Origin of the sequence: Macrococcus psychrotolerans (assembly GCF_038095555.1) — a bacterium.
Classification (GTDB): domain Bacteria; phylum Bacillota; class Bacilli; order Staphylococcales; family Staphylococcaceae; genus Macrococcoides; species Macrococcoides psychrotolerans.
The window spans coordinates 1,784,287-1,809,679 of sequence record NZ_CP124591.1 but is presented as its reverse complement, the minus strand read 5'-3'; the positions used below and the strand labels follow the sequence as shown (position 1 = coordinate 1,809,679).

Below are 25,393 nucleotides of genomic sequence, written 5' to 3'. Positions count from 1 at the left end.
TAGGAGTAGCTTATGAATGTTTATGCTTTAACATATATAGTACTTTATATTGGGATTACGGGAGTTGTATTTAATAGTTTGCAGGCAGTAAGAACAGAGCAGTGGTTTAAAGAGAACCGTACTAAAGAGATTCAGATGCTCTTTATCGGTTTAAGTATGTCTTTAGGTTATCTTATCACTAATTTTCTCATTGACTTGATTAAATATACAAATCAGATATTTATATTATTTTAATGTATAAATGATGTAATTGTAGGGTAAATGGTATAAAATACTTGTATAGATAAGTTAAGAAATTCGGAGGAAATAATGGATACAATTATAGTAAAAGGCGGACACAGATTATCAGGGCGCGTAAAAGTCGAAGGAGCAAAAAATGCTGTATTGCCTATCATGACAGCATCATTGTTAGCGTCTGAAGGCGTTAGTGAATTTATGAATGTACCTGCTTTGTCTGATGTAGATACAATCTCAGCAGTATTAGAAGGGTTAAATGCAAAAGTAGAAAAAAATATTGAACAAAATAAAGTAGTAGTTGATGCACGTGGTGAACTTTCAACACAAGCTGCATATGAATTTGTAAGTAAGATGCGTGCCAGTGTACTTGTACTTGGACCATTGCTTGCAAGGTTTGGGTATGCGGAAGTTGCGATGCCTGGAGGATGTGCGATTGGTTCAAGACCTATTGAGTTACATCTTAAAGGGTTAGAAGCATTAGGAGCAATTATTGAGCAGAAAAATGGTTATTTAGTTGGTACTGTTAAAGACAGACTGAAAGGTGCCGATATTTACCTGGATTTTCCGAGTGTCGGAGCGACGCAAAATATCTTAATGGCTGCTGTTTTAGCAGAAGGAAAGACTGTTATTGGTAATGTCGCGCGTGAACCAGAGATTGTAGATCTCGCAAACTATTTAAATCAGATGGGTGCTAACGTTCAAGGTGCTGGTACAGATACGATTACCGTATATGGTGTAGAGACATTGACGGGAGCGAAGCATGAGATTATTCCTGACCGCATTGAGGCGGGAACTTTCCTAGTAGCTGCAGCAATCACACGTGGTGATGTGTATGTTGAGGGTGCAATATATGAGCATATGCATGCACTTATTGCAAAGCTGAAAGAAGCTGGATGCCATATTGAGATTGATACGAGAGGAATTCATCTGTCTGTAGAACAGAATCTTAAAGCAATTGATATCAAGACAATGCCGCACCCTGGCTTTCCCACGGATATGCAGGCTCAGATGATGGCGCTCATGTTATCACTAGAAGGTAATAGTAGTGTTAACGAGACTGTGTTTGAAAATCGCTTTATGCATGCGACAGAGTTCCAGAAAATGAATGCTCAAATTAAAGTGGATAAGCGAATTGCTTATATTAGCAATAGTAAATTACAAGGAGCCGATGTTGCTGCTACGGATTTACGAAGTGGCGCCGCACTTGTTCTTGCAGGTCTTATTGCAAAAGGCTATACTAAAGTAACTGCACTGCATCACCTGGACCGAGGCTATGTTGATTTCCATAAGAAGCTTCGCAATCTTGGCGCAGAAATTGAACGCACAGGTGATACAAAACAATTAATCAAAGCCTAGGAGCGTATGCATTATGAAGTTTAAACAGCCTATTTATAAACAAAAGGTCAGTAAAATCGGAGAAACAGAAGTTCTTCGCCGTACTGTTCCAATTTATATTACACTATCCATTATATTTGCATTAATGATTGTACTATTTATAGTTGGAATGATGATTGGATATGGCATTCTCCACTCACCGATTGATATATTTAAACCTTCTACATGGCAACATCTTAAAGAACTTACTGGGAGTGACAGCTAATGGAAACTTTATTGTCTTTTGATGAAATTAAGAAGATTATTCCACATCGTTATCCATTTTTATTAATCGATCGTATTACCGAACTGGAAGAGGGTAAACGTTGTACGGGAATTAAACAAGTAAGCGGTAATGAACCTTTCTTTCAAGGACATTTTCCTGAATACGCAGTAATGCCCGGTGTTCTTATAGTAGAAGCACTGGCACAAGTCGGTGCAGTTGCAATGTTGAAACTAGAAGAGAATCAAGGAAAACTTGCAATGTTTACAGGGATTGATAAGTGTCGTTTTAAATCTCAAGTCACGCCTGGAGATACGTTAACGTTATCCGTTGAGATGACACGTGTTAAAGGTCCTATTGGTAAAGGTACCGCTACGGCGAAAGTCGGAGATAAGCTCGCTTGTAGCTGTGAAATAAGCTTTGCGATTATCGACAAGTAGGTTAGTTAGAACAGTAAAATAAAAACACCCGAGCGATGGTATTTCTGTATCGTTCGGGTGTTTATTTATTATTCATTTTCATCTTTTAATTTTGGTTTTGACTGCATCTTTCTATTAAATGCTTTAATTAGAGCCTGGCCAGATAAACCTTCGTTTACCAATTGCTCTAATAGCTTTTCTGCATATGTCTGTCTCAACGTGTAAATATGGCATTCGAAGATTACAGAAATCTTATCATTCAACTTCTGAATGTCCTTAATTGTAGATTCAAACATTGCAGGGTCATTGGAGGCACGGGTAATAACTATACGTGTATCAAGAATAGTTTCGTTGTGCATATAGGTTTCCATCGTCTCCAGATGAATTTCATCGATCAATATTTCAAGTAGCCAACCTGTCCCGCTATTTTCTTTGTTTATTATTACCCCATCATACAACGTGTATTCCTTAATCGCTTCATCTTCAACGAGCTGAAATCTAATTGCTTTGAACGTTTTCATGTATATCCCTCCATTATCTATTATAATTCTTTGAATAAATTTTTCAAATTACAATATTTAAAAAATTAAGTTAATTTTAAGATGTTTTTTAATATATTTGCTCAGTTTTTAAAAAATTATATAGATTTCTATACAATTTTTAAATTACTGCAGTTTTTCAAAGTTTAATTTTTGCTCTATAGTTTATGGGAAAGGAGGTGAAGATGTGATAAACAAAGCGATTGTAGCTGGACGCTTAGTAAAGGATCCATCGTTACGACAAGTAGCAAATAATACGACTATCGCTACTTTTTCTTTAGCAGTTGATCGAGGAGTTTCTAAAAATGGTGAGCGTTCGACGGATTTTTTGATGTGCAAAGCATTTAACAAGACCGCTGTAAATATAGGAAGATATTGTAGTAAAGGAAGTTTTGTTTGTATAACAGGTCAATTCCATAGCAATCGTTACGAGAAAGAAGGAAAGACGCATTATTCTACTGAAATTTTAGTTGAAAATATTAAGTTTCTACCAAATATCGGAGCAAATAAAGCTGAGAAGAATGAATCAAGGTCGGATGCTGTATGGAACAGCTTACCGGATGAAATTAAAGATAAAGTAGCTCAGAATCTTATTGTGAAAGGTACAGAGCAGCTTATTCAGTCTACTGCAGAAGAACGATGGAATAGTAAACTTTTTGGTATAGAACGTGGAGAAGAAAAGACACCGAGTGAGTATGCTGCTCAGGCAGATGAGATTATTAAAGTTGCAACAAACAATGAAGATCAAAAAGATGTGTCAGCTGAAAGTGAAGAAGAGCTTCAAGAAGACGGCAATCAAACAGAAAATACATCTGTATCAGATGTGACAGACTCCAGTACACCATTTTAACACCATTTCATTACTCACATTTAACCCTCATTCAAATACACCCCATACCCCCCAGTAGCGCTGTGCTGAACGCTACTGGGGGGTTCGATGTTAAATTGATATGCTTTTGTAATATATTTGTAATTATAAATCATCTTCCTGTAACCAAAGAAATATCAATACGTGTTAAATTTATATCATTCAATAAAAGACAAATATAATTATTAATATAAATTAAGAAAATTATCGGAGGCAACACTCACAATGAAAAAAATTACTGCACTTACAGGAATGGCAATTTTAGCTACAGGAATTTCAGCACAGGCAGATGCAAAAGAACATACAGTAACTTATGGGGAGTCACTTTGGTCAATCGCAGATAAATATGACACTACAGTTGAAAGAATTAAAAAAATTAACAAAATAGAATCAGATATCATCTTACCGAATCAAAAATTAGAAGTATTAGTTAAAGGTAAATATGAAGTCCAAAAAGGAGACACTTTAGAGAAGATCGCTAAAAAGTTTGATACTAAAGTTGCAGATTTAAAGAGATGGAACAATATTGAAACAAATAAAAATCTTAAAGTAGGTAAACTGATTGTTGTTGATAAAGAGGAAAAAAGACAAATCGTTACGCAAACAGCTGCTCAGCAAGCACCAGTAACTGTACAACAACCAGTGGCGTATCAAGCACCGGTAGTCAAAGCCCCAGAGCAAACAGCTAAACCGGCAGCACAACAACCAGTAGAGCAACCAGTCCAACAAGTAGCACAAGAGCAAGTAGCGCAACCAGTGGCACAAAAGCCAGTGCAACAAGCACCGGTCCAACAAGTAGCACAAAAGCCAGTAGAGCAAGCACCGGTCCAACAAGCAGCACAAAAGCCAGTCCAGCAAGCAGCTCCTGCTGGAAACTCATCAATGGATGCACATTTACGCGTTATCGCACAACGTGAATCAGGTGGCAACCCTAATGCTGTTAATGCATCTGGATATTACGGATTATTCCAATTTTCACCATCAACATGGGCATCTGTAGGTGGAACAGGAAATCCTGCAAATGCTTCAGTTGAAGAACAATGGAAACGTGCAAGAATATTATATCAAACTGCTGGAGCTTCTCAGTGGTCAACGGCGTATTAATTAGTCAGAAATTTAACATAACACTTAATCTTTTATATTGTTGCAACCTATGAAATATGAAATTTTAATGTAGTTAACGTATTAAAAATTGTAGATAATCTTTAGGAGGACTTTTCCAGATGAAAAAACTTTTAGCGGTAACGACAGTATTTGCAGTAGGTGGAACATTTGCAGCGACTCAAGCGGATGCAGCACAATATAGAGTAAAAAGTGGGGATTCTTTATGGAAAATCTCTCAAATCTATGGGACGTCAGTTCAAGCATTAAAGCATGAGAATGGATTGAGATCTAACTTAATTCATGTGAATCAAGTATTAAATATTAATGAGAATACAACAAAACGAAATACTTATAAATCAACATATAAATCTGCATACACAGCACCTGTAACTACAGGTTCATATTACCGCATCGTTCCTGGAGATACTTTGGGCAAGGTTGCATCACGTTACGGTGTATCTGTTGCGCAGCTTAAAGCATGGAATGGTTTGCATTCAGATTTAATTATTGCTGGACGTACATTGAAGGTTAATGGACCGGCTGTAGCAGCTGCACCCGTTACAAGAACAGCATATCAAGCACCAGTTAAACGTGCTGTTGCTAAGTCAGCATACCAAGCACCAGTAAGACAGACTGTTTATAAGGCATCGACGACAAAGCGTGTGACTACGACAAGGACACAAGCACCGGCTGTTCGTGTGAACAACGGATTAAACTGGGCAGCATTAGCAAGATGTGAATCTGGTGGCAATCCATCAATTAATACAGGAAATGGCTACTATGGAATGTATCAGTTCAATTTACAGACATGGCGTGGTGTCGGTGGAAGTGGTTATCCACACCAAGCTTCTGCAGCAGAGCAAACGAAACGTGCTCAAATTTTATACAATATGCGCGGTGCGCAGCCATGGCCAGTATGTGGGGCACGTTTATAGTAACGATATTAGAACTCTAAGGTGTATTCACTTTAAAGTTCTTTTTTTGCATTAATCCATTAACTTCGTTACACTAATATTAATATACACACTAGGGGTGCCTTGCGCTGAGACGGCTTTTGCCGAACCCTTTACCTGATCCGGATAATGCCGGCGTAGGAAAGTCGTGCTAAGTACCCGTTATGTGTATTTAACCTATTTCCTATCAGGAGATAGGTTTTTATTTTTAGGAGGGATAACGTGTTTACGAGACAGTTGAAAAAAGAAGTAGAACCGATTATTGAATCGATTTATAATGATCCTTTTATTCAAGGTATTATTCATGGGGATCTAAAGAAAGAAGCAGTAAAACATTACTTAAAGGCAGATAGTTTATATTTAAACGAGTTTGCAAAGATATATAGCCTACTTATTCCGAAACTTAATGATAGAGAAGGAATTCAGTTCTTACTCGGCCAAATCGATTTTGTTATGAATGGTGAAGTGGATGCGCACTATACATTAGCAGACTATGCAGGTGTTGATTATAAGACAGTGATTGAAGAAGGAGAATGGTATCCATCAAGTGATCATTATATTAAGCATATGTATTACAATGCCTACCGCTATAGTGATGCGAGCTTTACGATATGTGCGATGGCACCTTGTCCATATGTCTATCAGCAGCTGGCACTAAAGATTGCTGAACGTAATGACCTGGAAGGTAATCCGCTAAAACCTTGGGTCGACTTTTATTGTACAAATATGGATGAGCTTATCGGTCATTTAGATCGCTGGGTAGATGAGTTCAGTGAAACAGCTTCTGATGAAGAACTAAATATATTAAGAAAGAACTTTGTTGAAAGCTGTATTCATGAGAAGCGCTTCTTTAATATGTCCTATAACATTGAAACATGGGAGGGCTATTGATGAAAACAGCATTATCGATTGCCGGAACCGATCCTACAGGAGGTGCTGGGACGACAGTAGACTTGAAAGTCTTTCAGTCACGCGGCGTATACGGGATGAGTGTAGTAACAAGTCTTGTTGCACAGAATACATTAGGCGTGCAGGATGTCTTTAACCAGCCTGTGGACATTATACAGAAACAACTTGAAAGTGTATATTCAGACATTGTTCCGGATGCAGTAAAGACAGGGATGTTAGCAACAAGTGCAGTGATGGACGTGGTGAGGCCGTATATAGAACGTTATAACATCCCGTATGTCATCGATCCTGTGATGGTGGCTAAAAGTGGAGATTTGTTGCTTGATGAAAATGGTCAAAATGCTGTGCGTACAAAATTACTGGATATTGCGACAGTGGTGACACCAAATATACCTGAACTAGAGAAAATTGTTGAAATGAAGGTGGAATCAGAAGAAGATATCTCACGTGCAGGAAAAATATTTATCGATGAAATTGGTTCTCGAAGCGTACTTATCAAAGGTGGACACTTAAAGGGAGATGCGACAGACTATCTCTTCACAAAGACGGGATTAATTACTTTGCCTGGAGAACGTTATAATACGAAGCACACACATGGCACGGGCTGTACTTATTCAGCTGTCATCACAGCAGAACTTGCCAAAGGGAAGAGTATAGAAGATGCTGTGCGATTAGCGAAGCGCTATATGGATATGGCCATTAAGTACACTCCTGGAATTGGTCATGGCCAGGGCCCAGTAAATCACTTTAAGTTTCAGGAGGTTGAATAATGACAAAACTCACTCAACTTCGTAAAGACAACCCGTTGATCATCTGTATTACGAATGATGTCGTCAAAAACTTTACAGCGAACGGTCTGCTCGCACTTGGTGCAAGCCCTGCGATGGCGACAGAACGTCAAGAAATGGATGAGTTTTTAGCGTATGCTGGTGCGTTACTGATCAATATAGGGTCAATTGAAGAAGGGGATAAGGAAAACATGTTACAAGCGGCTGCATTTGCAAATAAACATCATGTACCTATCGTACTTGATCCTGTCGCTTGTGGTGCATCTAAGTTTCGTAAAGACTTCTGCTTAAAATTGCTGAACGAGCATCATATTAGTGTCATTCGTGGGAATGCGTCAGAGCTTGCAGCATTAACAGAAGATGCCGCAATGAAAGGGACAGATGCAGATCAATCGCTATCGACTGAAAGCGTTGCGCGAAGAGCATATGATAAGTTCAATACTGCGATTATCGTAACCGGTGCGGTTGATGCAATCTGTCAGGATGGACAAATCGCTTTAGTGGAAAATGGGACACCGCTCCTGACGAAAGTCACAGGAGGAGGATGTTTATTAGGAGCAGTTGTTGCAAGTTTCATATATAATGAAACTAAACCTTCATTAGCATTATTAACAGAAGCAATTGCGACTTATACGATTGCGGCAGAACGTGCTGAGCACAGTGCTAATGGGACCTTGCCAGGACATTTTGCTGTGAATTTAATAGATCAGCTCTATTTAATTCAACAAGATGATATAGCAAAGGAATCACGTGTGAAAGAAGTGTAGCTTATGTTTAAAAGAGAGATGCTTCATGTATATTTCATTGCAGGGACTTCTGACGTTCCTGACGGTGACTTAGAACGTGTGCTAAAGGAAGCGCTTGAAGCAGGAATTACAATGTTTCAGTTTAGAGAGAAAGGTCCGAAAGCAAAGATGGGGCAAGAGAAACAACTACTTGCTGAACGTTTATTTAAGCTATGTAAAGACTATAAAGTTCCATTTATCGTCAATGACGATGTTGCACTTGCTAAAGCAATTGATGCAGACGGTATTCATCTTGGACAGGGTGATGAAAAGATAGAAAATATCATCGATGACTTCCACGGAAAAATCATAGGATTGTCTGTCGGTAATTTTGAAGAGTATGATCAGTCAGATTTAACACATGTGGACTATATAGGTGTCGGTCCTGTATATGAAACAAGTAGTAAGAGTGATGCGAAAAAGCCCGGTGGTATTGAACTGATACGTAAGATGCGTCTCCATGATGAAGACATTCCAATTGTAGCAATTGGTGGAATAACAAGTAGCAACTGTGAAATGATTATCGCTTCAGGAGCAGATGGTATCTCTACCATTTCATCTATTACAAGAAGCAGTGATATTAAGCAAGTTGTTACAGATTACTTACAGTATTATAAGTAAAAAGTAAAATATCATGGTTTTTGTTTATGTATACCTAGATTTATGATAAAATAACCTCTATGTGAATAATATTATGAGGTGAAAAAATGAAAAAGAAGTCGATATGGCTCCTAGTATTTACTGCAGCGATAATTTTATCTGGCTGTGACTATTCAAAAGAATCAAACCGTAATGGATTTTTCTATGATACATTTGTGCATCCTTTAGACCAGTTAATTCACTGGTTAGGGGCGCATATGGGACATAACTACGGACTTGCGATTATTGCGATTACATTAATCGTACGTTTAGCGCTCTTCCCATTTATGATGAAAACATATAAGAACCAAAGCGTTATGCGTGAGAAAATGGCTTTAATCAAGCCGCAGATGACAGAGATTCAAGAACGAGTAAAGCGTGCGCGCACGCAAGAAGAGAAGATGGAAGCAAACCAGGAAATGATGGCATTATACAAAGAAAATGGTATTAACCCATTAAACATGGGATGTTTACCATTATTAATTCAATTGCCAATCGTCACTGGATTATTCTATGTATTGAAGTATCCAACTGAAGGTGGCATCACACAGTATCCGAATTTCTTATGGTTTGAGTTAACGAAGACGGATATCGCGATGACAGTTATCGCAGGTATTGTATACGCATTACAAGCTTACGTTTCTATGCAGAACATACCAGAAGAACAAAAAGCACAGATGCGTATGATGATGTTTATCTCGCCAATTATGATTGTCTGGATGTCAGCCATTTCTCCTGCAGCATTACCATTATATTGGGCTGTAGGTGGAGCATTCTTAGTGTTACAGACTTGGTTAGGAAACAAGTTCTACAAGAAGAAAGTGCACGAAGAAATTGCACCATTAATCGAAGCGCACGAAGAGAATGAGCGTACGAAACAACCAAAGAATACACAAGTTGTATCTTCAAAAAAGAAGAAAAGAAGATAATGTAATATAACTTAAATAAAAATACCGGACCGTACTGATTATCAGTATTGTCCGGTATTTCTTTATAATTTCTCTCCGTACCATTCCTGTAAAAATATATCGATAAACTGCTGCATGTAATCATTACGTGACTGTGCAATCTGCCTTCCAGTTTCAGTATTCATAAGATGGATGAGTTTAAAAAGTTTTTCATAAAAATGATTGATGGCAGTACCAGGTGTTCTATAATTGCTTAAATCTTCACGTGGCTTAGTCTCTGGATCATACATTGCTTCTCCAAATTTACCTGCAAACATAAATGTGCGTGCGATACCGATTGCACCGAGTGCATCAATACGGTCAGCATCCTGCACGACAAATCCTTCAAGTGACTTCAGTTTACCTTCATTGGCGCCACCTTTAAAACTCACATAGCACAAAATATGATTGATTTGTGCTATGTGTGCATCACTCAATCCAATTGTTGCATAAAAGTGATCAAGTCTTTCCCAGGAAGATTGTTCATTGAACAGTTTCTCGTCAACGGTATCATGCAAAAGTGCAGCCATTTCTACGATAAATAGATCTGCGCCTTCTCGCTTTCCAATATACAGTGCAAGCTTTCTTACACGATTGATATGCGCGAAGTCATGGCCTGATGAATCATGTTTGTGTATACCTTTCACAAATTCTTCGGTAATTTCAATTATATTGCTTTTCATATTGTGAAAAATCCTTTCTTTTTTGTAAGCGGGTGCAGCAGATGGGAATTAGATGTCATTTTGAACTTACGAGACAACAGACACATACTGTTTCAATCGTTCTTGTTGTACATAGCTTATTCTTTGCAAAGATTACTCTAGATTTTATGTTATGCAAGTTTGGATTTATATAATAGATGTGGGACTTGAACTGCCCCCCTATAATATTGGAGAAAGCAGTCGCGCAATTGCTTCTTTCACACGAATAAGGAGGACACGCTGATCATAAATTTCTTTGGTGAGTTGCGAAGAGACGTGTACATCGTCTTCGAATGATTTTCGCAATTCTTTGGCTACGATATCATCGTATATAAAGGCATTCACTTCAAAATTTAATTCAAAGCTTCTAAAGTCCATGTTGGCAGTTCCGACGCTTGCAACTTCGTCATCGATGAGGAGCATCTTTGTGTGAATAAAGCCATTCTCATAAATGAAGATATTACAACCGACATTGAGAAGTTCACCGACGTTTGAATATGTAGCCCAATATACAAACGGATGGTCAGGTTTATTTGGAATCATGATATTAACTTCTACACCAGTCATTGCAGCAATTTTTAATGCATCGAGTAATGACGTATCAGGGATGAAGTAGGGAGACTGAATATATATGGATTTTTTTGCGGATGTAATCATTTTAAGATATCCGTTTTTTATATGTTGAGCAGAGGAATCCGGTCCGCTTGATACAATCTGAATGCCGATATCACCTTTGCTTGTTACATCTGGAAAGTACTTCTTGTCATAAGACATGAAGTCACGGGTAATCTGTGAATTCCAGTCCATCATAAAACGGAGCTGTAAGGCATTTACTGCATCGCCTTCTACTCTGAGATGCGTATCACGCCAGTAACCAAATTTCTTATCCAGACCCAGGTATTCATCACCGACATTAAACCCGCCGATATAGCCTATTTTACCGTCGATTACGACAATCTTACGGTGATTTCGATTATTCATTCTAAAGTTAATAAGCGGTAATTTAGAAGGAAAGAAGGATTCTACTTGCCCACCCAGTTTTTTGAACTGCTTGAATCTGGAGAGAGACAAAGTTCTTGAACCGATATCATCATAGAGCATCTTCACTTCTACACCTTCTTCAAGCTTCTTCATCAGTGCATTGAGGATTTCTAGACCGATACCATCCTTTTTGAAGATATAGTACTGAATATGAATATGATCTGTTGCGTTATGAATATCATTTAATAAAGCATCAAATTTCTTTCTGCCATCTGTTAAGATTTCCACCTTATTATCAGTGGTTAGAAAAGAGGCATAGTTGTGCAGCAACATTCTGATGATATGACTATGTTTAATAATTTCTCCAGAACGCACTTCTATATTACCATTGTCTATAGCTGTACGCTGAGCACTGACAATACGTTCTAGATCTAACCGGTCTTCATCATTTAAAGTGAATATGGTCTGATGGTTGATTTGACGACCGAACAATAGATAAAGGATGAATCCGATGATAGGTAAGAAAAATAGTACGAGTAGCCATGCCCACGTAGAGCCGGCTTGTCTTCGTTCAAAAAAGATGATGACGAAAGCTAAAAAGATGTTAAAGATGAATCCTACAAAAAATAAAATTGAGAAAATTTGTGAGTAATCAATTTGTGATAACTGCTCCAATATAACCCCTCCTAATTAAATCTATTATACATGAATAGACAGAAGCATGGTACGTAGAGTGCCATTGTAATATTTAACAAATAATTCATAAAGTTATCGATAAATTAACATAAATAAGACTATAGGCCTATGGTCAGCGATAATGATTTCGGTTACACTAGTATTAACAAATGGATTGGAGTGATTTTTATGAAACAATCGCAAGAAAAGATTAAAAGTGTTGTCACTCTGCTTTCTTCACTAGGTGTAAATATCTCAAAGACTAAGTCCCGTTTTGAGGTAATGCGTACATTACCAAATGTTGCACCTGCAAAGTTGAAATAGTACATAATAGAATAAAAACAAGCGTTCAATTCTGAACGCTTGTTTTTATTTTGATTTTAACTTCTTCAGTTGTTCGGGGTTAGAGTGGTAATAAATAGCTAATGTAACGCCAATGCCACACATGAGTGCCCATAAAGAACTTCCCCCATAACTGATAAATGGTAATGGGATTCCTGTTATCGGTACAACTTGTATCGTCATGCCGACGTTCTGGAATACGTGAAAGGCAATCATACTGATAAATCCAACAAGGAATATTGATGAAAATGGTGAGACTGTAATTTGAGCTAAGCGTACGAGATGTGTAAACAGTGCTAAAAACAATATTAAAACTATAATGGAACCGATAAACCCAAACTCTTCTCCGATAATTGAGAAAATGAAGTCCGTATGATTTTCGGGGATATACACTTCTCCGCCTTTATAACCTTTACCAAACAATCCACCAGAACCTATCGCTTTCAAGGATTCCATTAGGTGAAATCCTTCCCCGTCACTATACTGAGCAGGATTTAACCATGAGTTGATTCGGCCGAGCTGATACGTCTGTATACCAAGAATTTTCTCGATAAGTGATGGTTTATAGATAATCATCATAATAATAGAGACACCGAGCAATGAAACCGTAATAAGAAAAGGTGCGAGTATTTTCCAAGTCACACCAGAAACGATGATGATACCAAGTATGATAGCGAGCAACACAAGCATTGTTCCAAGGTCGTTCTGTAATAATATAAGTATCATTGGAATCATTGCGGTTAATCCTATTTTAAGAAGTAATATGAGGTCCGTCTGAAATGACTTGTAATATGTAAATCGATTATGATCATATACTACTTTGCTTAATGTCAGCATGAGTATGATCTTCATAAATTCAGAAGGCTGTAAGCTAAGCTTATCAAAAAATACATACCAGCTTTTTGCACCATTGATCACAGGGGTAAATGAAGATTCTGGTAGAATCAGCAGGCCTAATAAAGCGATATTTCCTAGTAAATAAATAAAGAAAGTCCACTTCTTTATTGTTTTTGGATGTATAAACATGATTGAGAGTGCGAGGGCAAATCCTAATGAATAATAAAAGACTTGTCTAAGTGCAAAGTTTGTCCCATACTGCTGACCTGTCATAGCAGAAGAGATAATTACCAGGCTGACTGTAAAGAAACCCAATATTAATATAATAAGCCACCAATCAATTCTTTCAATCCACGAACGTTTTGGTTTATTGCGAGTCTTATTTGTTGGCATGCGATTACTCCTTACCATAAATAATTATAAATTTTATTATACATAAATCATCTGAAAGTATATATAGATAAGTTACCCGAGTTTAAGGTAATTTTGTGTCACATGAAATAATGTGCATGTATCATTATATCATGATAATATTATGTTATTAACAGTTTGGAGGAATACATATGGCAAAAGAACATATTTGCATCATCTATGGAGGGAAAAGTGCGGAGCATGATGTGTCATTATTAACTGCACAATCTGTGATCAATGCGATGGATAAGGACAAATACTCAATAGATACAATATATATCACAAATGATGGTGAATGGTTAAAAGGACCTGAAATCTCTGAGACAATAGAGGATAGTGAGCGTTTAAGGTTATCTCATGTAGAGCGTTTGTCAATTTCAGAAATGTTGAATATTTCATCAACAGGAAAAGCATATGACGCAGTCTTTCCTTTATTGCACGGACCAAACGGTGAAGATGGGACAATTCAAGGATTATTTGAAGTGCTGGACATCCCTTATGTTGGTAATGGCGTTCTTGCCGCTTCAAGTTCTATGGATAAACTTGTCATGAAACAACTGTTCGCAACACGAGGGTTACCACAGTTACCTTATGTGAGTTTCTTAAAGAGTGAGTACGAGGCACATAAGGATAATATTATTTCACTAGTAGAAGGAAAGTTAACTTATCCTGTATTCGTGAAACCTGCAAATCTAGGTTCTTCTGTCGGTATATCTAAATGTACAGATAGTAAAACATTGATTCAAGGTATCGAAGAAGCGTTGCAATTTGATAGAAAGCTAGTAATTGAACAAGGCGTTAACGCGCGTGAAGTAGAAGTTGCGGTCCTAGGGAATGATACACCAGAGACAACATTACCTGGAGAAGTTGTCAAAGATGTAGACTTCTATGATTATAAGTCGAAATATAAAGACGGCAAAGTAAAGCTTCAAATTCCGGCTGATATTTCAGAAGAGATTCAATCAGCACTAAGAAATATGGCGGTTGAAGCATTCAAAGCAACGGACTGCTCGGGGCTCGTACGTGCAGATTTCTTCCTTACTGAGGATGACAAGATTTATATTAATGAAACGAATGCGATGCCAGGATTCACGAAGTTCAGCATGTATCCACTGCTTTGGGAGAATATGGGTAAGAGCTATGGTGAATTAATCACCGACTTAATCAATCTTGCGAAAGAAAGATATAACGACAAGAAAAATATTAAATATAAAATGGACTGATAATTATGATAAATCGATCGTTAAATTGGATAAAAACGCATACTACAGGTACGTTAGATGCGATGTATCAAGAAGTAATGATCTCTGGAGTGTCAATCGACTCTAGAAATATTGATCAAGGTGTACTGTTTATTCCTTTTAAAGGAGAACATGTGGATGGACATAAATATGTAGCAGACGCTATCGACAAAGGGGCTCATGCCGCATTATGGCAGCGTGATGCAGGAGAAATACCAAGAGACCTTCCGGTAATTGTGGTGGAAGATACACTGACTGCACTTCAGCAATTATCGAAAGCTTACTTAAAGGAAGTTGATCCTAAAGTTATTGCAGTAACAGGTAGTAATGGTAAGACGACGACTAAGGATATGATTGAAGCGGTCTTGACACCTCACTTCAAAGTTAAGAAGACACAAGGCAATTATAATAATGAGATTGGATTACCATTAACGTTATGCCAGCTCGATGAAGATACAGAGATTTCTATTTTGGAAATGGGAATGTCTGGATTCGGAGAAATTTCATTGCTATCTCATATTGCAGAGCCACATATTGCCGCAATAACTAATATCGGCGAAAGTCATATGAGGGATCTTGGTTCAAGAGAGGGCATTGCCAAGGCAAAGTATGAAATAACGGATGGATTGAAAGGGCCATTATTCTATGATGGTGATGAAGTGCTCTTAAAACCATTAGTAAAAGATAATAAAGATGCACACCGCATAGGATTTAATGAAGACAATGAATATTATATCCATGAAATGATAATGCAAGATAAGCATGTACAATTTAAAGTAAATGATGATACATACATTGTTCCGACTTTAGGAAGCCATAATGCGCGTAATGCAACAATAGCCATTGCAATCGGCAGTTATCTAGGGTTGTCCTCAGAACAAATCAATCATAGTTTACAGCAGCTGGAGCTTACAGGAATGCGCATGGAACAACTTGAGGGCAGAGACGGTGCGTTGCTTATCAACGATGCATACAATGCGAGCCCAACGAGTATGAAAGCCGCAATTGATACGGTATCACAGATGGATAGTGAAGTGAAGATCATCGTGTTCGGTGATGTACTCGAGCTTGGAGAAGATGAAGTCATGTATCATGAACAAGTTGGTGCATATTTACAAGGTAAACAAATCGACTATGTGTTTACGACAGGTAATGCTGCACGCCATATTTCAAAAGTGGCAGAGACCTTTACGACAGTTCAGCACTTCGATACGAAAGAGGCACTTACAAATCATCTAAAAGGTATGCTCAATGCGCATACGACTGTATTATTTAAAGCGAGCAGAGGGATGAAACTTGAAACAATAATTAACGAATTATTATAACGAAAAAATAAATTTATAAACAAATGAATGAGTTAATAAAGTGAGTGGTTGTAATGAATTACAGCCATTTTATTGTGAATAATATGTGACAGAGTACGATTAAAATATTTGTAATAATTTTCATATGATGCTAATATAGAGAAGTTGAATAAGTAGGGTAGTGAAAAATTACCCGATATTAGAACATTGCGTAACATACGCAGTAATTTAAGGAAGACAAAAGGAGAAATCATATTGCAAAAATTTAGAGACCTAGGTATCAGCGAACCTACCATAAATGCGCTGGAGAAGTTGGGATTTACAGAACCTACACCGATTCAAACGGATAGTATCCCACATACGATGGCTGGCCGTGACGTACTAGGCCAAGCGCAAACTGGTACTGGTAAAACTGGTGCATTCGGTATACCTTTAATTGAAAAGGTTAAAGACCGTGAAGGGATCCAAAGTTTAATCCTGGCTCCAACACGTGAGTTAGCTGTACAGGTTGCAGAGCAGTTGAAAGCTTTCAGTCGTGGACAAGGAATCCAAGTTACAACTGTATTCGGTGGTATGCCGATTGACCGTCAGATTAGAGAACTTAAGAAGAAACCTCAAATCGTTGTAGGGACACCGGGTCGTGTCATCGACCATTTAAATCGTCGCACTTTAAAGACTGAAGATATCAATACTTTAATCTTAGACGAAGCTGACGAAATGATGAACATGGGATTCATCGATGATATGCGTTTTATCATGGATAAATTACCGAAAGAAAATCGTCAGACGATGCTTTTCTCAGCAACAATGCCTAAAGCAATTCAAGAACTTGTTCAAAAGTTCATGAAAAACCCAGTTATCGTAAAAACGATGACAAACAACGATTCAGATCCTTCAATTGAAGAGTTCTACACAATCGTTAAAGAATTAGAGAAATTTGATACATTTACAAACTTCTTAGATGTACACCAACCAGAACTTGCAATCGTATTCGGACGTACAAAACGTCGTGTAGACGAATTGACAAGTGCATTAATTTCTAAAGGTTACCGTGCTGAAGGACTACACGGTGATATTACTCAGGCGAAACGTCTTGAAGTATTAAAGAAATTTAAAAATGACCAAATTGATATTCTTGTTGCAACTGACGTAGCAGCACGTGGATTAGATATTTCAGGTGTAACGCATGTTTACAACTTTGATATTCCTCAGGATGTTGAAAGTTATACACACCGTATCGGACGTACAGGACGTGCAGGTAAGCATGGTATGGCGATTTCATTCGTTAATCCAGTTGAAATGGATTATATCCGTCAAATTGAAAAAGCGAAAAATCGTCAAATGCAGGCATTACGTCCACCAACACCAGGTGAGGTTATGAAAGCACGTGAACAAGATGTTAAATCTAAAGTAAAAGCTTGGGTTGAAGCAAATACTGAAGCACGTATCGAATCAATCGCGAAAGAATTAATCGAAGAGTACGGTGATGTGAAATTAGTAGCATCATTGTTACAAGAGTTAATTCAATCAAATAACGATGTTGATGTTCAATTAACATTCGAAAAACCACTTGGACGTAAAGGTGGCGGTAAATCATTCCGTGGTGGCCGTTCAGGTAACCGCTCAGGTGGCGGTAACCGTAATCGTAAAGATGGTAAAGATAACCGTCGTAAAGCGTTCGATCGTGGAAGTAAAGCACCTAAAGCGAAAAAAACATTTAAAGGCAGAACCTTCGCAGATCACAAAAAATAAAGCTGTCTTGGGAGCGTTAAGCCACAAGTCAAGCCAGGACAGATGTCCTGGCTTTTTTTGTTTGTAGGTCTTTCTATATCTTTGGTATAATTTTGAAGAATGGAGGTTGCTCATGTACGAGATTGATTTAAATAATTTTCAACCACAAGCTGCTGTTAAATATATGTATGTAAAAGCGATAATGCTATTTATATTATTCACTGTCATTTCCGGGGTAATATATTTTGTGATGCATAAATACTTGACGATTAAATATGATTTTTTAATTTTTATATTATTGCTCTATCCGTTGTACAAGCTTATTATTGGTGTCAGACTTCGCCAAAAATATACGAAGTATCAATTGAATCGAGTAACGCTTGAACTATCCAGTGGGGCATATTTTACGGAACGTATGGTATTACCTGTCGATATTATGCAGTCTGTTTGTATTAAACGTGGCTGGTTAATGCAGAAATATCGATTAGCACAAGTTACAGTATATACTCGCGGAGATAGCAATGTGATGCCGTTGATGTATGCTGATGATGCAGAGCTAATTGCATCACAAATTATAGAGAGAATAAAGGAGATTCATTATGAACAGTAAACATACCCTCCATTATTCGACGTACTTATCAAACGCATTAAAGGCGATAAAGGAGAATTTATTTCTAATTGGGATTGGTTTATTCTGGATTGTTCGTGATGGATTTACGCTAGATGCGATTCAGAATAATATGTTTGCTGTATTTATGCTGATTATTACATTGATTAATATCATACTCCGTATTATTGAAGCACGTATAACGAAATACTGGATCGAAGATGATAAATTATTGCTGGAAACAGGAATCATAAGTAAGAAGATTAAAGAGATCTATATTGGAAAGATACAGACGATTGATACGAATGCTGGTCTTGCTAATCAAATTCTTGGCGGAGTTATTATGCAGGTGCGTACAGCAGGTGACGGTATTGAACTAAACAGTATTTCTAAAAGTGAGGCTGTGCGTCTGAGTAATTTCTTAACCGAGCGTAAACGTCAATTGAGAAGTGATGCGGTAGAGGATGATGAGTCTTTTATGTCAGAGTCAGCTGCAGTTGACCATCAATTGAACGGGGATAATCGATTTGAAGTGATATATCGATTGGCGTTTAAAGACTTGCTCTTTATGAGTGTGACGAGTAGCGGCATGTTTACGGTCATTGCAATTATACTCGGTCTGTATTCACAAATCGATGAAATTATTCCGCTGGATGGTTTCTTAAATCCTGTTAAAATGTTAATTGGTGAAAGTTATGGGTATGTTATAGGTCTTTCTATAGTATTGCTAGTGATAAGTTATATTATCGGCATCTTCGTTACAGCTATAAAGTATCACCGATACACTGTGCGTTACGATGGTGAAGTGATCAACGTAAACTATGGATTGTTTGAACGTATCGATAAGTATATCGTTTTGAAAAATATTCAAAGTGTCAAAGAAACACAAAGTTATTTCAGAAAGTTGTTTAATAAGACAAAGTTTACTGTGGTTACTACAAGTGAGATGAAGAGTGAAGAAGAAATCGGTAATGACGAAATAGAGTTATTGCCATTTATTTCATATGATAAAGGGTATGAGATTGTCTTCCGACTCCTGCCTTATAACTTTAATGCTGTGAATCATGTGATTCCAAAGCGTAGTATACGCAGGTACTTTCAAGTTTCCTGGTTGTTTATTATTATCATTATGAGTGTGATTCAGTATTATTGGTTTGATTATGCCTGGATTATTGGTGCAGTACTTCTTGTATTAACATTTATTACTGCGATCATTAAGTACAAAAATTCAGGTTATGCGATTATAGATGACGAACTTTCGATCAGTAACGGTGGTTTATTATCAATGACAACAACATATATCAAAGAGCGTAATATAATAAGTTTAAGTGTCAAGAGTACACCGTTTATGAATAAAGCAGATTTACGTAATATTGAAGTTGATGTGGCTGCAGGGATGCTAGGGAGTACGACTGCTCTTGACTTTATAGAACGAGATGATGCGGCACATATATATGAATGGTTTATGGCGAAGGAGCGTAGTGAATATGAAGCAGATGCATAAAAGTAGTATAAAGGTTATGCGCATAGGTGCATTCATTCAAGTAATGATATTTGCGTTTATAATTGCAATATTTTATTGCGTTACGTGGTACTTTGCGCTGCCAATTTCAAACATTGTATTTATCGTATTGGCAGCGCTGCTGTTACTCGACATCGTGTGGTATATAGTGTCAAAGCCAATCTTAGTTTATCGTGCAAATCACTATGACATTGGGGATGATGAGATTATGTTATTAACAGGGATTTGGAATAAGGAGGAATTGATCGTACCATATGTTAAGATTCAAAATGTTGAAACTGAGCAAGGACCAGTAATGAAAAGATATCATTTAAAATCATTGACTGTGCATACAGCTGAGAACGGTCTTTCGATACAGCTTATTCATGAAGATGAAGCATCTATACTTAAAACATTGATCAATCAAAAAATGAGAGAAGTGGAGAACGATGATAAAGGGGATAGGGACAGATATATTAGAAATCAGCAGGATGAGTCAATATATTGATAATGACAAGTTTTTAACGCGTATATTACATCCTGATGAACGCGAACGATTTGATACGTTCCAATCTGAAAAAAGAAAAGCTGAGTATCTAGCTGGCCGTTTCTGTGTGAAAGAAGCGTATGCTAAAGCACTTGGAACAGGAATTGGCAAACTTTCTTTTCATGATATATGTTGCTTAAATGATGCGGCAGGAAAACCATATATAAAAGGTAATACGAATGCGCATGTCAGTATTGCACATACAGATACAATTGCCACAGCCTATGTTATTGTGACAAATGGAAATGTGATACTATAGATGTATTATAAATAGAGGTGAGCATATGAGTGATAGGTATTATCGTCCGACATTTGTAAACGTCAATCTAGACGCAATCCGCAGTAATTTTAAGGATATAGAAAAGCTGCATCCAAATAAGACAGTAATTGCGGTAATTAAAGCGAATGGTTATGGATTAGGTTCAGTTAATATTGCAAAGTATTTGATGGCATCAGGAACTGAGTTTTTTGCAGTTGCTACACTTGATGAAGCGATAGAACTCCGAATGCATGGTATTAAAGCAAAGATTTTAGTGCTTGGCGTAGTAGACCCCAAACATATCAGGCAGGCTTCCAGACATCGATTAGCTCTTACTGCACCAGATGCAAAGTGGGTTGAAGATGCAAGTCGTTATATAGAGGCGGAAGATAAGCCGGTCTGGCTGCATATAAAAGTGGACAGTGGAATGGGGAGAATTGGTGTGCAGACAAAGCAGGCATATGATGCGGCTGTCGATAAAGTGGCTGCAGTTGAGCAATTTATCTTCGAAGGTGTGTTTACACATTTTAGTTCTGCAGATGAGGATAATACGCTTACGGAATGTGCGTATGATAAGTTCCTCGGCATTATTAATGACAATAAGCCACAATATATCCATTGTCAGAACAGCGCAGCAACATTGCGCTATGACTGTTCAGAATGTAATGCTGTAAGATTAGGTATTAGTCTTTATGGTTATTATCCGTCCGAATTTATTAGAGCTGTCAGTAACGTGAAGCTACAACCAGCAGTGCAGCTGGTCTCTACTGCTTGTTTCATTAAACATATCAAGTCGGGTGATACGGTAAGCTATGGCGCTACTTACACTGCGCAAAGCAACCAAGTTGTTGCAACGTTCCCGATTGGGTATGCTGATGGTCTGCCTCGTGCGATGCAAGGTTATAATATAAATTTAGAAGGTACTGAAGTTCCGATTATCGGTCGCGTATGTATGGATCAGATGATGGCACGCGTACCAGACGATACACCATTAGGTGCACAATGTATCATAATTGATGATAACGCTGATAGCAATCAGTCATTAGAGCGTGTTGCACAACAACTCGGGACAATTACTTATGAAGTGCTTACATCTTTAAGTCGCAGGCTGCCGAAACGATACTATATCGCAGATGATGTAGAAGTATATAATGAACTTATGAAATAACTGTTGTCATTTAATCGCTTTTTGATAAAATGTAAGTAATCGGACGATGGAGGTAAAGATATGAGCCAGAAGCTAGAACAAATGCTGATAGAAGGTTATCAATCAATGGCAGAGATAAATTTATCGATAGCATCAGAACATTATGTATTAGAATGTGAAGTTACTGATAACTATCAGACATATACCTTTGATGGTGAATAGATGAAACGCGGAGATGTTTATTTAGCTGATCTGTCACCAGTGAAGGGATCTGAACAAGGCGGTAAACGCCCCGTCGTTATTATTCAGAATAATATTGGGAATAAACATAGTCCTACAGTGATTGTAGCAGCAATTACTGCAAAGATTAATAAGGCGAAAATCCCCACCCATGTTGAAATTGGCAAGACAACGCATCGCTTAGAAAAGGATTCGGTAATACTGCTGGAACAAATTAGAACCATTGATAAGAATAGGTTGATTGATCATTTAACTGTGCTTGATAAGGCGAAGATGAAAGAAGTGGATACTGCACTTATAATTAGTTTGGGTTTATCAATCGATAGTGAATAGACTTTAGGAAATACCTAAAGTCTTTTTTTGTGAAAGGGAGGGAATGGGATGCGTCAAATTGAAAAGATAGTTTCAAGATATATTGATATATTGGAGACATATATTACGACACGTGATGAAAAAGATCTAGAACCATTACAAGCATTGAGCTTTGAGGCAATCGAACTCGATATCTCTCCAGAAGAAATTGTGATGCTTCATAAAGATTTAATTAATGAGAAATCATATAGTGCAATCGAACAACAATATGGTATGGATGTTCTTACAGAAATGATTATAGGGTTCGGATTTACGTATCGAGATTATAAGGCGCTCGTTAAAGTGATGGAAGCACACGACAAAGAGATGGATGTAGCGGCAAGTCTTCAATCAACAATGTTGAAGACCCAGATACCGCATCTGAATAAGATTGAAATTGGTGCAATCAGTGTCCCGGCTCACCGAGTTAACGGGGACTATTTTAATTTAATCGACCATAAAGATGGGACGATGAGTTTCGCAGTAGCTGATGTTATCGGTAAAGGGATTCCTGCTGCACTTGCCATGAGTATGATTAAATTTGGAATGGATTCGTATGGTCATTCCCAGTTGCCAAGTGATGGCTTAAAGCGACTGAATCGCGTAGTCGAGAAGAATATAAACCAGAACATGTTTGTGACGATGTTTTATGGATTGTACGAAGAAGTGAATAATAAATTTTATTATGCATCTGCAGGTCATGAGCCGGGTCATATATATCGAAGTAAGACTGATAGTTTTGAAGAGTTGTCTGCACGAGGTCTTGTACTTGGCATACATCCTTCTACACGCTATGACCAAGAAGAAATCGATATCGAAATTGGAGATATGGTCATTGTATTCACGGATGGTGTTTCTGAAATACGTAAGTTAGATGGAGGGTTTATTAATACGAGTGAATTATTAAGTCTAATTGGTAAGTATAAGGACTTGCATCCACAAGATATCGTGCAAATTGTATATGAGGAGCTTCTGAAGATTGGAGATCCTAAGAAAAAAGATGATTTAACGATATTAATCATAAAAAGAATAAAATAACGGTTTATAATTTTTAGTTTTGGGTATTTCTAACAGAGAATATACAAAAAATAATATCTCATAAAGTAGGGAGAAAAGCTATGAATTTAAAGATAGATACAACAGAGCACGACGCTTATTATGAAATTAATGTAGCGGGTGAACTGGATGTTGCGACTGTACCAGAATTGCAAGAAGTTTTAATTCCAATCAGACAGCAAGGGACACATGATATTCATCTACGTATTGATGAAGTAACTTATATGGATAGTACAGGACTAGGTTTATTTGTTGGAACGTTGAAAGAACTTAATAAAAATAATAAAGAGTTATATGTATTAGGTGTGAACAAACGTATAGAAAGATTATTTGACATCACTGGTTTAAAAGATTTAATGCATGTAAATCAACCGGTGGAGGGGTAATTTTATGGAAAGATATGATTATGTTGAAATGAGATTTCCTGCAACTGCAGAATACGTAGGGCTTGTCCGTCTGACATTATCAGGGATATTAAACCGTGCGGGTGCAAACTATGACGAGATAGAAGATACAAAGATTGCAGTAAGTGAAGCGGTAACAAATGCTGTTAAACATGCTTATAAAGATGATGTTCAAGGAGATGTGCTCGTTGGTTATGTTATCTTTGATGATAAAGTAGAGGTTATTGTATCTGATTCAGGTACAAGCTTTGATTATGAACGTACGAAATCAGAACTTGGACCATATGAAGAAAATGAGAATATTGACTTTATACGCGAAGGTGGCCTCGGCTTGTTTTTAATCGAGTCATTAATGGACGAGGTAAACGTAAAGAAAGACAGTGGTGTCACAATTAGTATGACGAAGTATATAACGGAGGAGCAGGTGTAGCCTGATGGGTAGTGAGAATTATAATGATGTAACACCAGAAGAGATCAATGCATGGATTAAGTTATATCAAGATACCCAGGATGAATTTGCACAGCAAGAGCTCGTGCTGCACTATCAAAAACTAGTTGAGTCGTTAGCATATCGGTACTCCAAAGGACAAAGTCATCATGAAGACCTTGTTCAAGTAGGTATGGTAGGATTGCTTGGTGCAATAAATAGGTTTGATGTTACCTTTGAAAGAAAGTTTGAAGCTTTTTTAGTACCTACAGTAATCGGAGAGATTAAACGCTATTTACGAGATAAGACATGGAGTGTCCATGTGCCACGTCGCATTAAAGAGATTGGACCGAAGATTAAACGTGCTACAGATGAATTAACGAATGAACTTGGTCGGTCGCCTAAGATTATCGAAATCGCGCAGCGCATAGAAGCAACCGAAGAAGAAGTGCTTGAAGCGATGGAGATGGGTCAGAGTTATAATGCGTTAAGTGTGGATCATTCGATTGAAGCGGATAAGGATGGCTCAACAGTTACATTGCTTGATGTAATGGGCAATACTGAAGAAGGTTATGACTTGACCGAGAAACGTATGATTCTTGAGAAAGTATTACCGATTCTGTCAGATAGAGAAAGAGAAATCATTCAATGCACATTTCTTGATGGCCTAAGCCAAAAAGAAACGGGTGAGAAGATAGGCTTAAGTCAGATGCATGTCTCACGTCTACAACGTACTGCGATTAAGAAACTACGTGATGCGGTACAAAACAGCTAATATATAACAAGCTGGAACGCACTGTTCCAGCTTATTTTTTATGTTAAAATTAATATATTATTTCGAGGAGG

32 protein-coding genes and 1 riboswitch are annotated in these 25,393 nt (G+C 37.5%); of the genes, 28 read left to right on the top strand and 4 right to left on the bottom strand.

The genetic code is table 11. From position 1 onward, the window contains the following. The first annotated feature begins 12 nt into the window (after positions 1-12). The 4 genes from QA539_RS09465 (at position 13) to fabZ (ending at position 2,274) form a co-directional block, all read left to right on the top strand. Positions 13-234 carry a DUF1146 family protein gene (locus QA539_RS09465; RefSeq protein WP_219493168.1) on the top strand — a complete coding sequence of 74 codons (222 nt, stop codon included), beginning with the start codon at positions 13-15 and terminating at the stop codon, positions 232-234. A 75-nt stretch (positions 235-309) separates the two neighbouring features. Further along, a complete protein-coding gene (gene murA, locus QA539_RS09460; protein ID WP_419895137.1) occupies positions 310-1,593 on the top strand; it encodes a UDP-N-acetylglucosamine 1-carboxyvinyltransferase in 1,284 nt (427 codons plus the stop codon). Between the two features lie 13 nt (positions 1,594-1,606). Further along, a complete protein-coding gene (locus QA539_RS09455; protein ID WP_419895136.1) occupies positions 1,607-1,837 on the top strand; it encodes a DNA-directed RNA polymerase subunit beta in 231 nt (76 codons plus the stop codon). Further along, positions 1,837-2,274 (top strand): 3-hydroxyacyl-ACP dehydratase FabZ, encoded by a 438-nt coding sequence (fabZ, locus tag QA539_RS09450; protein WP_219493165.1) that lies wholly within the window; start codon positions 1,837-1,839, stop codon positions 2,272-2,274. The genes QA539_RS09455 and fabZ overlap by 1 nt, the downstream gene beginning before the upstream one ends. A 68-nt stretch (positions 2,275-2,342) precedes the next feature. On the opposite strand, the gene QA539_RS09445 is transcribed toward fabZ, so the two are convergent. Beyond that, entirely contained in the window at positions 2,343-2,774 is a 432-nt protein-coding gene (locus QA539_RS09445) for a YwpF-like family protein (RefSeq protein WP_219493164.1), read from the bottom strand. Between the two features lie 205 nt (positions 2,775-2,979). Between QA539_RS09445 and QA539_RS09440 the strand changes: the two genes are divergently transcribed. The 8 genes from QA539_RS09440 to yidC all read left to right on the top strand — a co-directional run bounded on the left by QA539_RS09440 (position 2,980) and on the right by yidC (position 9,767). Continuing rightward, a complete protein-coding gene (locus QA539_RS09440) occupies positions 2,980-3,642 on the top strand; it encodes a single-stranded DNA-binding protein (RefSeq protein ID WP_419895135.1) in 663 nt (220 codons plus the stop codon). 243 nt (positions 3,643-3,885) lie between these two features. Continuing rightward, on the top strand, positions 3,886-4,764 hold the full coding sequence (locus tag QA539_RS09435; protein ID WP_283722186.1) for a LysM peptidoglycan-binding domain-containing protein: 879 nt from the start codon (positions 3,886-3,888) through the stop codon (positions 4,762-4,764). A gap of 119 nt (positions 4,765-4,883) precedes the next feature. Then, on the top strand, positions 4,884-5,699 hold the full coding sequence (locus tag QA539_RS09430; RefSeq protein WP_283722185.1) for a LysM peptidoglycan-binding domain-containing protein: 816 nt from the start codon (positions 4,884-4,886) through the stop codon (positions 5,697-5,699). An 83-nt stretch (positions 5,700-5,782) separates the two neighbouring features. Beyond that, positions 5,783-5,878, top strand: a riboswitch (TPP riboswitch). Between the two features lie 61 nt (positions 5,879-5,939). Next, entirely contained in the window at positions 5,940-6,608 is a 669-nt protein-coding gene (gene tenA / locus QA539_RS09425) for a thiaminase II (RefSeq protein ID WP_219493160.1), read from the top strand. Then, positions 6,608-7,396, top strand: coding sequence for a bifunctional hydroxymethylpyrimidine kinase/phosphomethylpyrimidine kinase (gene thiD / locus QA539_RS09420; protein ID WP_419895134.1), 789 nt, complete (start codon positions 6,608-6,610; stop codon positions 7,394-7,396). Before tenA ends, thiD begins: the two co-directional genes overlap by 1 nt. After that, complete coding sequence (thiM, locus tag QA539_RS09415; protein ID WP_419895133.1) at positions 7,396-8,181, top strand: hydroxyethylthiazole kinase; 786 nt, start codon at positions 7,396-7,398, stop codon at positions 8,179-8,181. The genes thiD and thiM overlap by 1 nt, the downstream gene beginning before the upstream one ends. A gap of 3 nt (positions 8,182-8,184) precedes the next feature. Beyond that, positions 8,185-8,820, top strand: a complete 636-nt coding sequence (thiE, locus tag QA539_RS09410) for a thiamine phosphate synthase (RefSeq protein ID WP_283722181.1) — start codon at positions 8,185-8,187, stop codon at positions 8,818-8,820. Between the two features lie 86 nt (positions 8,821-8,906). Continuing rightward, complete coding sequence (gene yidC, locus QA539_RS09405; RefSeq protein WP_219493153.1) at positions 8,907-9,767, top strand: membrane protein insertase YidC; 861 nt, start codon at positions 8,907-8,909, stop codon at positions 9,765-9,767. Between the two features lie 62 nt (positions 9,768-9,829). On the opposite strand, the gene QA539_RS09400 is transcribed toward yidC, so the two are convergent. After that, a complete protein-coding gene (locus QA539_RS09400; RefSeq protein WP_283722628.1) occupies positions 9,830-10,468 on the bottom strand; it encodes an HD domain-containing protein in 639 nt (212 codons plus the stop codon). A gap of 41 nt (positions 10,469-10,509) precedes the next feature. Between QA539_RS09400 and QA539_RS09395 the strand changes: the two genes are divergently transcribed. Beyond that, positions 10,510-10,641, top strand: coding sequence for a hypothetical protein (locus QA539_RS09395; RefSeq protein WP_283722627.1), 132 nt, complete (start codon positions 10,510-10,512; stop codon positions 10,639-10,641). Positions 10,642-10,666: 25 nt separating this feature from the next. Here the strand turns inward: QA539_RS09395 and cls are convergent, their stop codons facing one another. Continuing rightward, positions 10,667-12,142, bottom strand: a complete 1,476-nt coding sequence (gene cls, locus QA539_RS09390; protein WP_241427461.1) for a cardiolipin synthase — start codon at positions 12,140-12,142, stop codon at positions 10,667-10,669. Positions 12,143-12,331: 189 nt separating this feature from the next. Here cls and QA539_RS09385 point away from each other — a divergent pair, with 189 nt between their 5' ends. Continuing rightward, positions 12,332-12,466 (top strand): Lmo0850 family protein, encoded by a 135-nt coding sequence (locus QA539_RS09385; RefSeq protein WP_256447893.1) that lies wholly within the window; start codon positions 12,332-12,334, stop codon positions 12,464-12,466. A gap of 45 nt (positions 12,467-12,511) precedes the next feature. On the opposite strand, the gene QA539_RS09380 is transcribed toward QA539_RS09385, so the two are convergent. Further along, entirely contained in the window at positions 12,512-13,714 is a 1,203-nt protein-coding gene (locus QA539_RS09380) for an FtsW/RodA/SpoVE family cell cycle protein (RefSeq protein WP_219493150.1), read from the bottom strand. Between the two features lie 170 nt (positions 13,715-13,884). On the opposite strand from QA539_RS09380, the gene QA539_RS09375 reads away from it, so the two are divergent. The 14 genes from QA539_RS09375 to sigB all read left to right on the top strand — a co-directional run bounded on the left by QA539_RS09375 (position 13,885) and on the right by sigB (position 25,322). After that, positions 13,885-14,955, top strand: coding sequence for a D-alanine--D-alanine ligase (locus QA539_RS09375; protein ID WP_419895132.1), 1,071 nt, complete (start codon positions 13,885-13,887; stop codon positions 14,953-14,955). Between the two features lie 5 nt (positions 14,956-14,960). Next, the gene (locus QA539_RS09370; protein ID WP_419895131.1) at positions 14,961-16,298 is read left to right on the top strand and encodes a UDP-N-acetylmuramoyl-tripeptide--D-alanyl-D-alanine ligase; all 1,338 of its coding nucleotides are present in this window, start codon (positions 14,961-14,963) and stop codon (positions 16,296-16,298) included. 234 nt (positions 16,299-16,532) lie between these two features. Beyond that, on the top strand, positions 16,533-18,029 hold the full coding sequence (locus tag QA539_RS09365) for a DEAD/DEAH box helicase (protein ID WP_219493147.1): 1,497 nt from the start codon (positions 16,533-16,535) through the stop codon (positions 18,027-18,029). A 112-nt stretch (positions 18,030-18,141) separates the two neighbouring features. Beyond that, positions 18,142-18,618 (top strand): PH domain-containing protein, encoded by a 477-nt coding sequence (locus QA539_RS09360; RefSeq protein ID WP_219493146.1) that lies wholly within the window; start codon positions 18,142-18,144, stop codon positions 18,616-18,618. Beyond that, positions 18,608-20,119: a PH domain-containing protein gene (locus tag QA539_RS09355; RefSeq protein ID WP_419895130.1), complete on the top strand. Its 1,512-nt coding sequence runs from the start codon at positions 18,608-18,610 to the stop codon at positions 20,117-20,119. Before QA539_RS09360 ends, QA539_RS09355 begins: the two co-directional genes overlap by 11 nt. Then, entirely contained in the window at positions 20,103-20,624 is a 522-nt protein-coding gene (locus QA539_RS09350; protein ID WP_283722622.1) for a PH domain-containing protein, read from the top strand. The genes QA539_RS09355 and QA539_RS09350 overlap by 17 nt, the downstream gene beginning before the upstream one ends. After that, positions 20,566-20,922: a holo-ACP synthase gene (gene acpS, locus QA539_RS09345; RefSeq protein ID WP_101141634.1), complete on the top strand. Its 357-nt coding sequence runs from the start codon at positions 20,566-20,568 to the stop codon at positions 20,920-20,922. The genes QA539_RS09350 and acpS overlap by 59 nt, the downstream gene beginning before the upstream one ends. Positions 20,923-20,947: 25 nt before the next feature. Continuing rightward, positions 20,948-22,090, top strand: coding sequence for an alanine racemase (alr, locus tag QA539_RS09340; RefSeq protein ID WP_219493143.1), 1,143 nt, complete (start codon positions 20,948-20,950; stop codon positions 22,088-22,090). 60 nt (positions 22,091-22,150) lie between these two features. Then, positions 22,151-22,291 (top strand): antitoxin MazE, encoded by a 141-nt coding sequence (locus QA539_RS09335; protein WP_099482357.1) that lies wholly within the window; start codon positions 22,151-22,153, stop codon positions 22,289-22,291. After that, on the top strand, positions 22,292-22,642 hold the full coding sequence (locus QA539_RS09330) for a type II toxin-antitoxin system PemK/MazF family toxin (RefSeq protein ID WP_101141631.1): 351 nt from the start codon (positions 22,292-22,294) through the stop codon (positions 22,640-22,642). It begins immediately after the preceding gene. Between the two features lie 57 nt (positions 22,643-22,699). Beyond that, positions 22,700-23,698: a PP2C family protein-serine/threonine phosphatase gene (locus QA539_RS09325; protein ID WP_165983013.1), complete on the top strand. Its 999-nt coding sequence runs from the start codon at positions 22,700-22,702 to the stop codon at positions 23,696-23,698. Between the two features lie 80 nt (positions 23,699-23,778). Then, entirely contained in the window at positions 23,779-24,102 is a 324-nt protein-coding gene (locus QA539_RS09320) for an anti-sigma factor antagonist (RefSeq protein WP_101141627.1), read from the top strand. Between the two features lie 4 nt (positions 24,103-24,106). Next, on the top strand, positions 24,107-24,550 hold the full coding sequence (gene rsbW / locus QA539_RS09315) for an anti-sigma B factor RsbW (RefSeq protein ID WP_101141625.1): 444 nt from the start codon (positions 24,107-24,109) through the stop codon (positions 24,548-24,550). Positions 24,551-24,554: 4 nt separating this feature from the next. Then, on the top strand, positions 24,555-25,322 hold the full coding sequence (sigB, locus tag QA539_RS09310) for an RNA polymerase sigma factor SigB (RefSeq protein ID WP_219493140.1): 768 nt from the start codon (positions 24,555-24,557) through the stop codon (positions 25,320-25,322). Positions 25,323-25,393 lie beyond the last annotated feature (71 nt).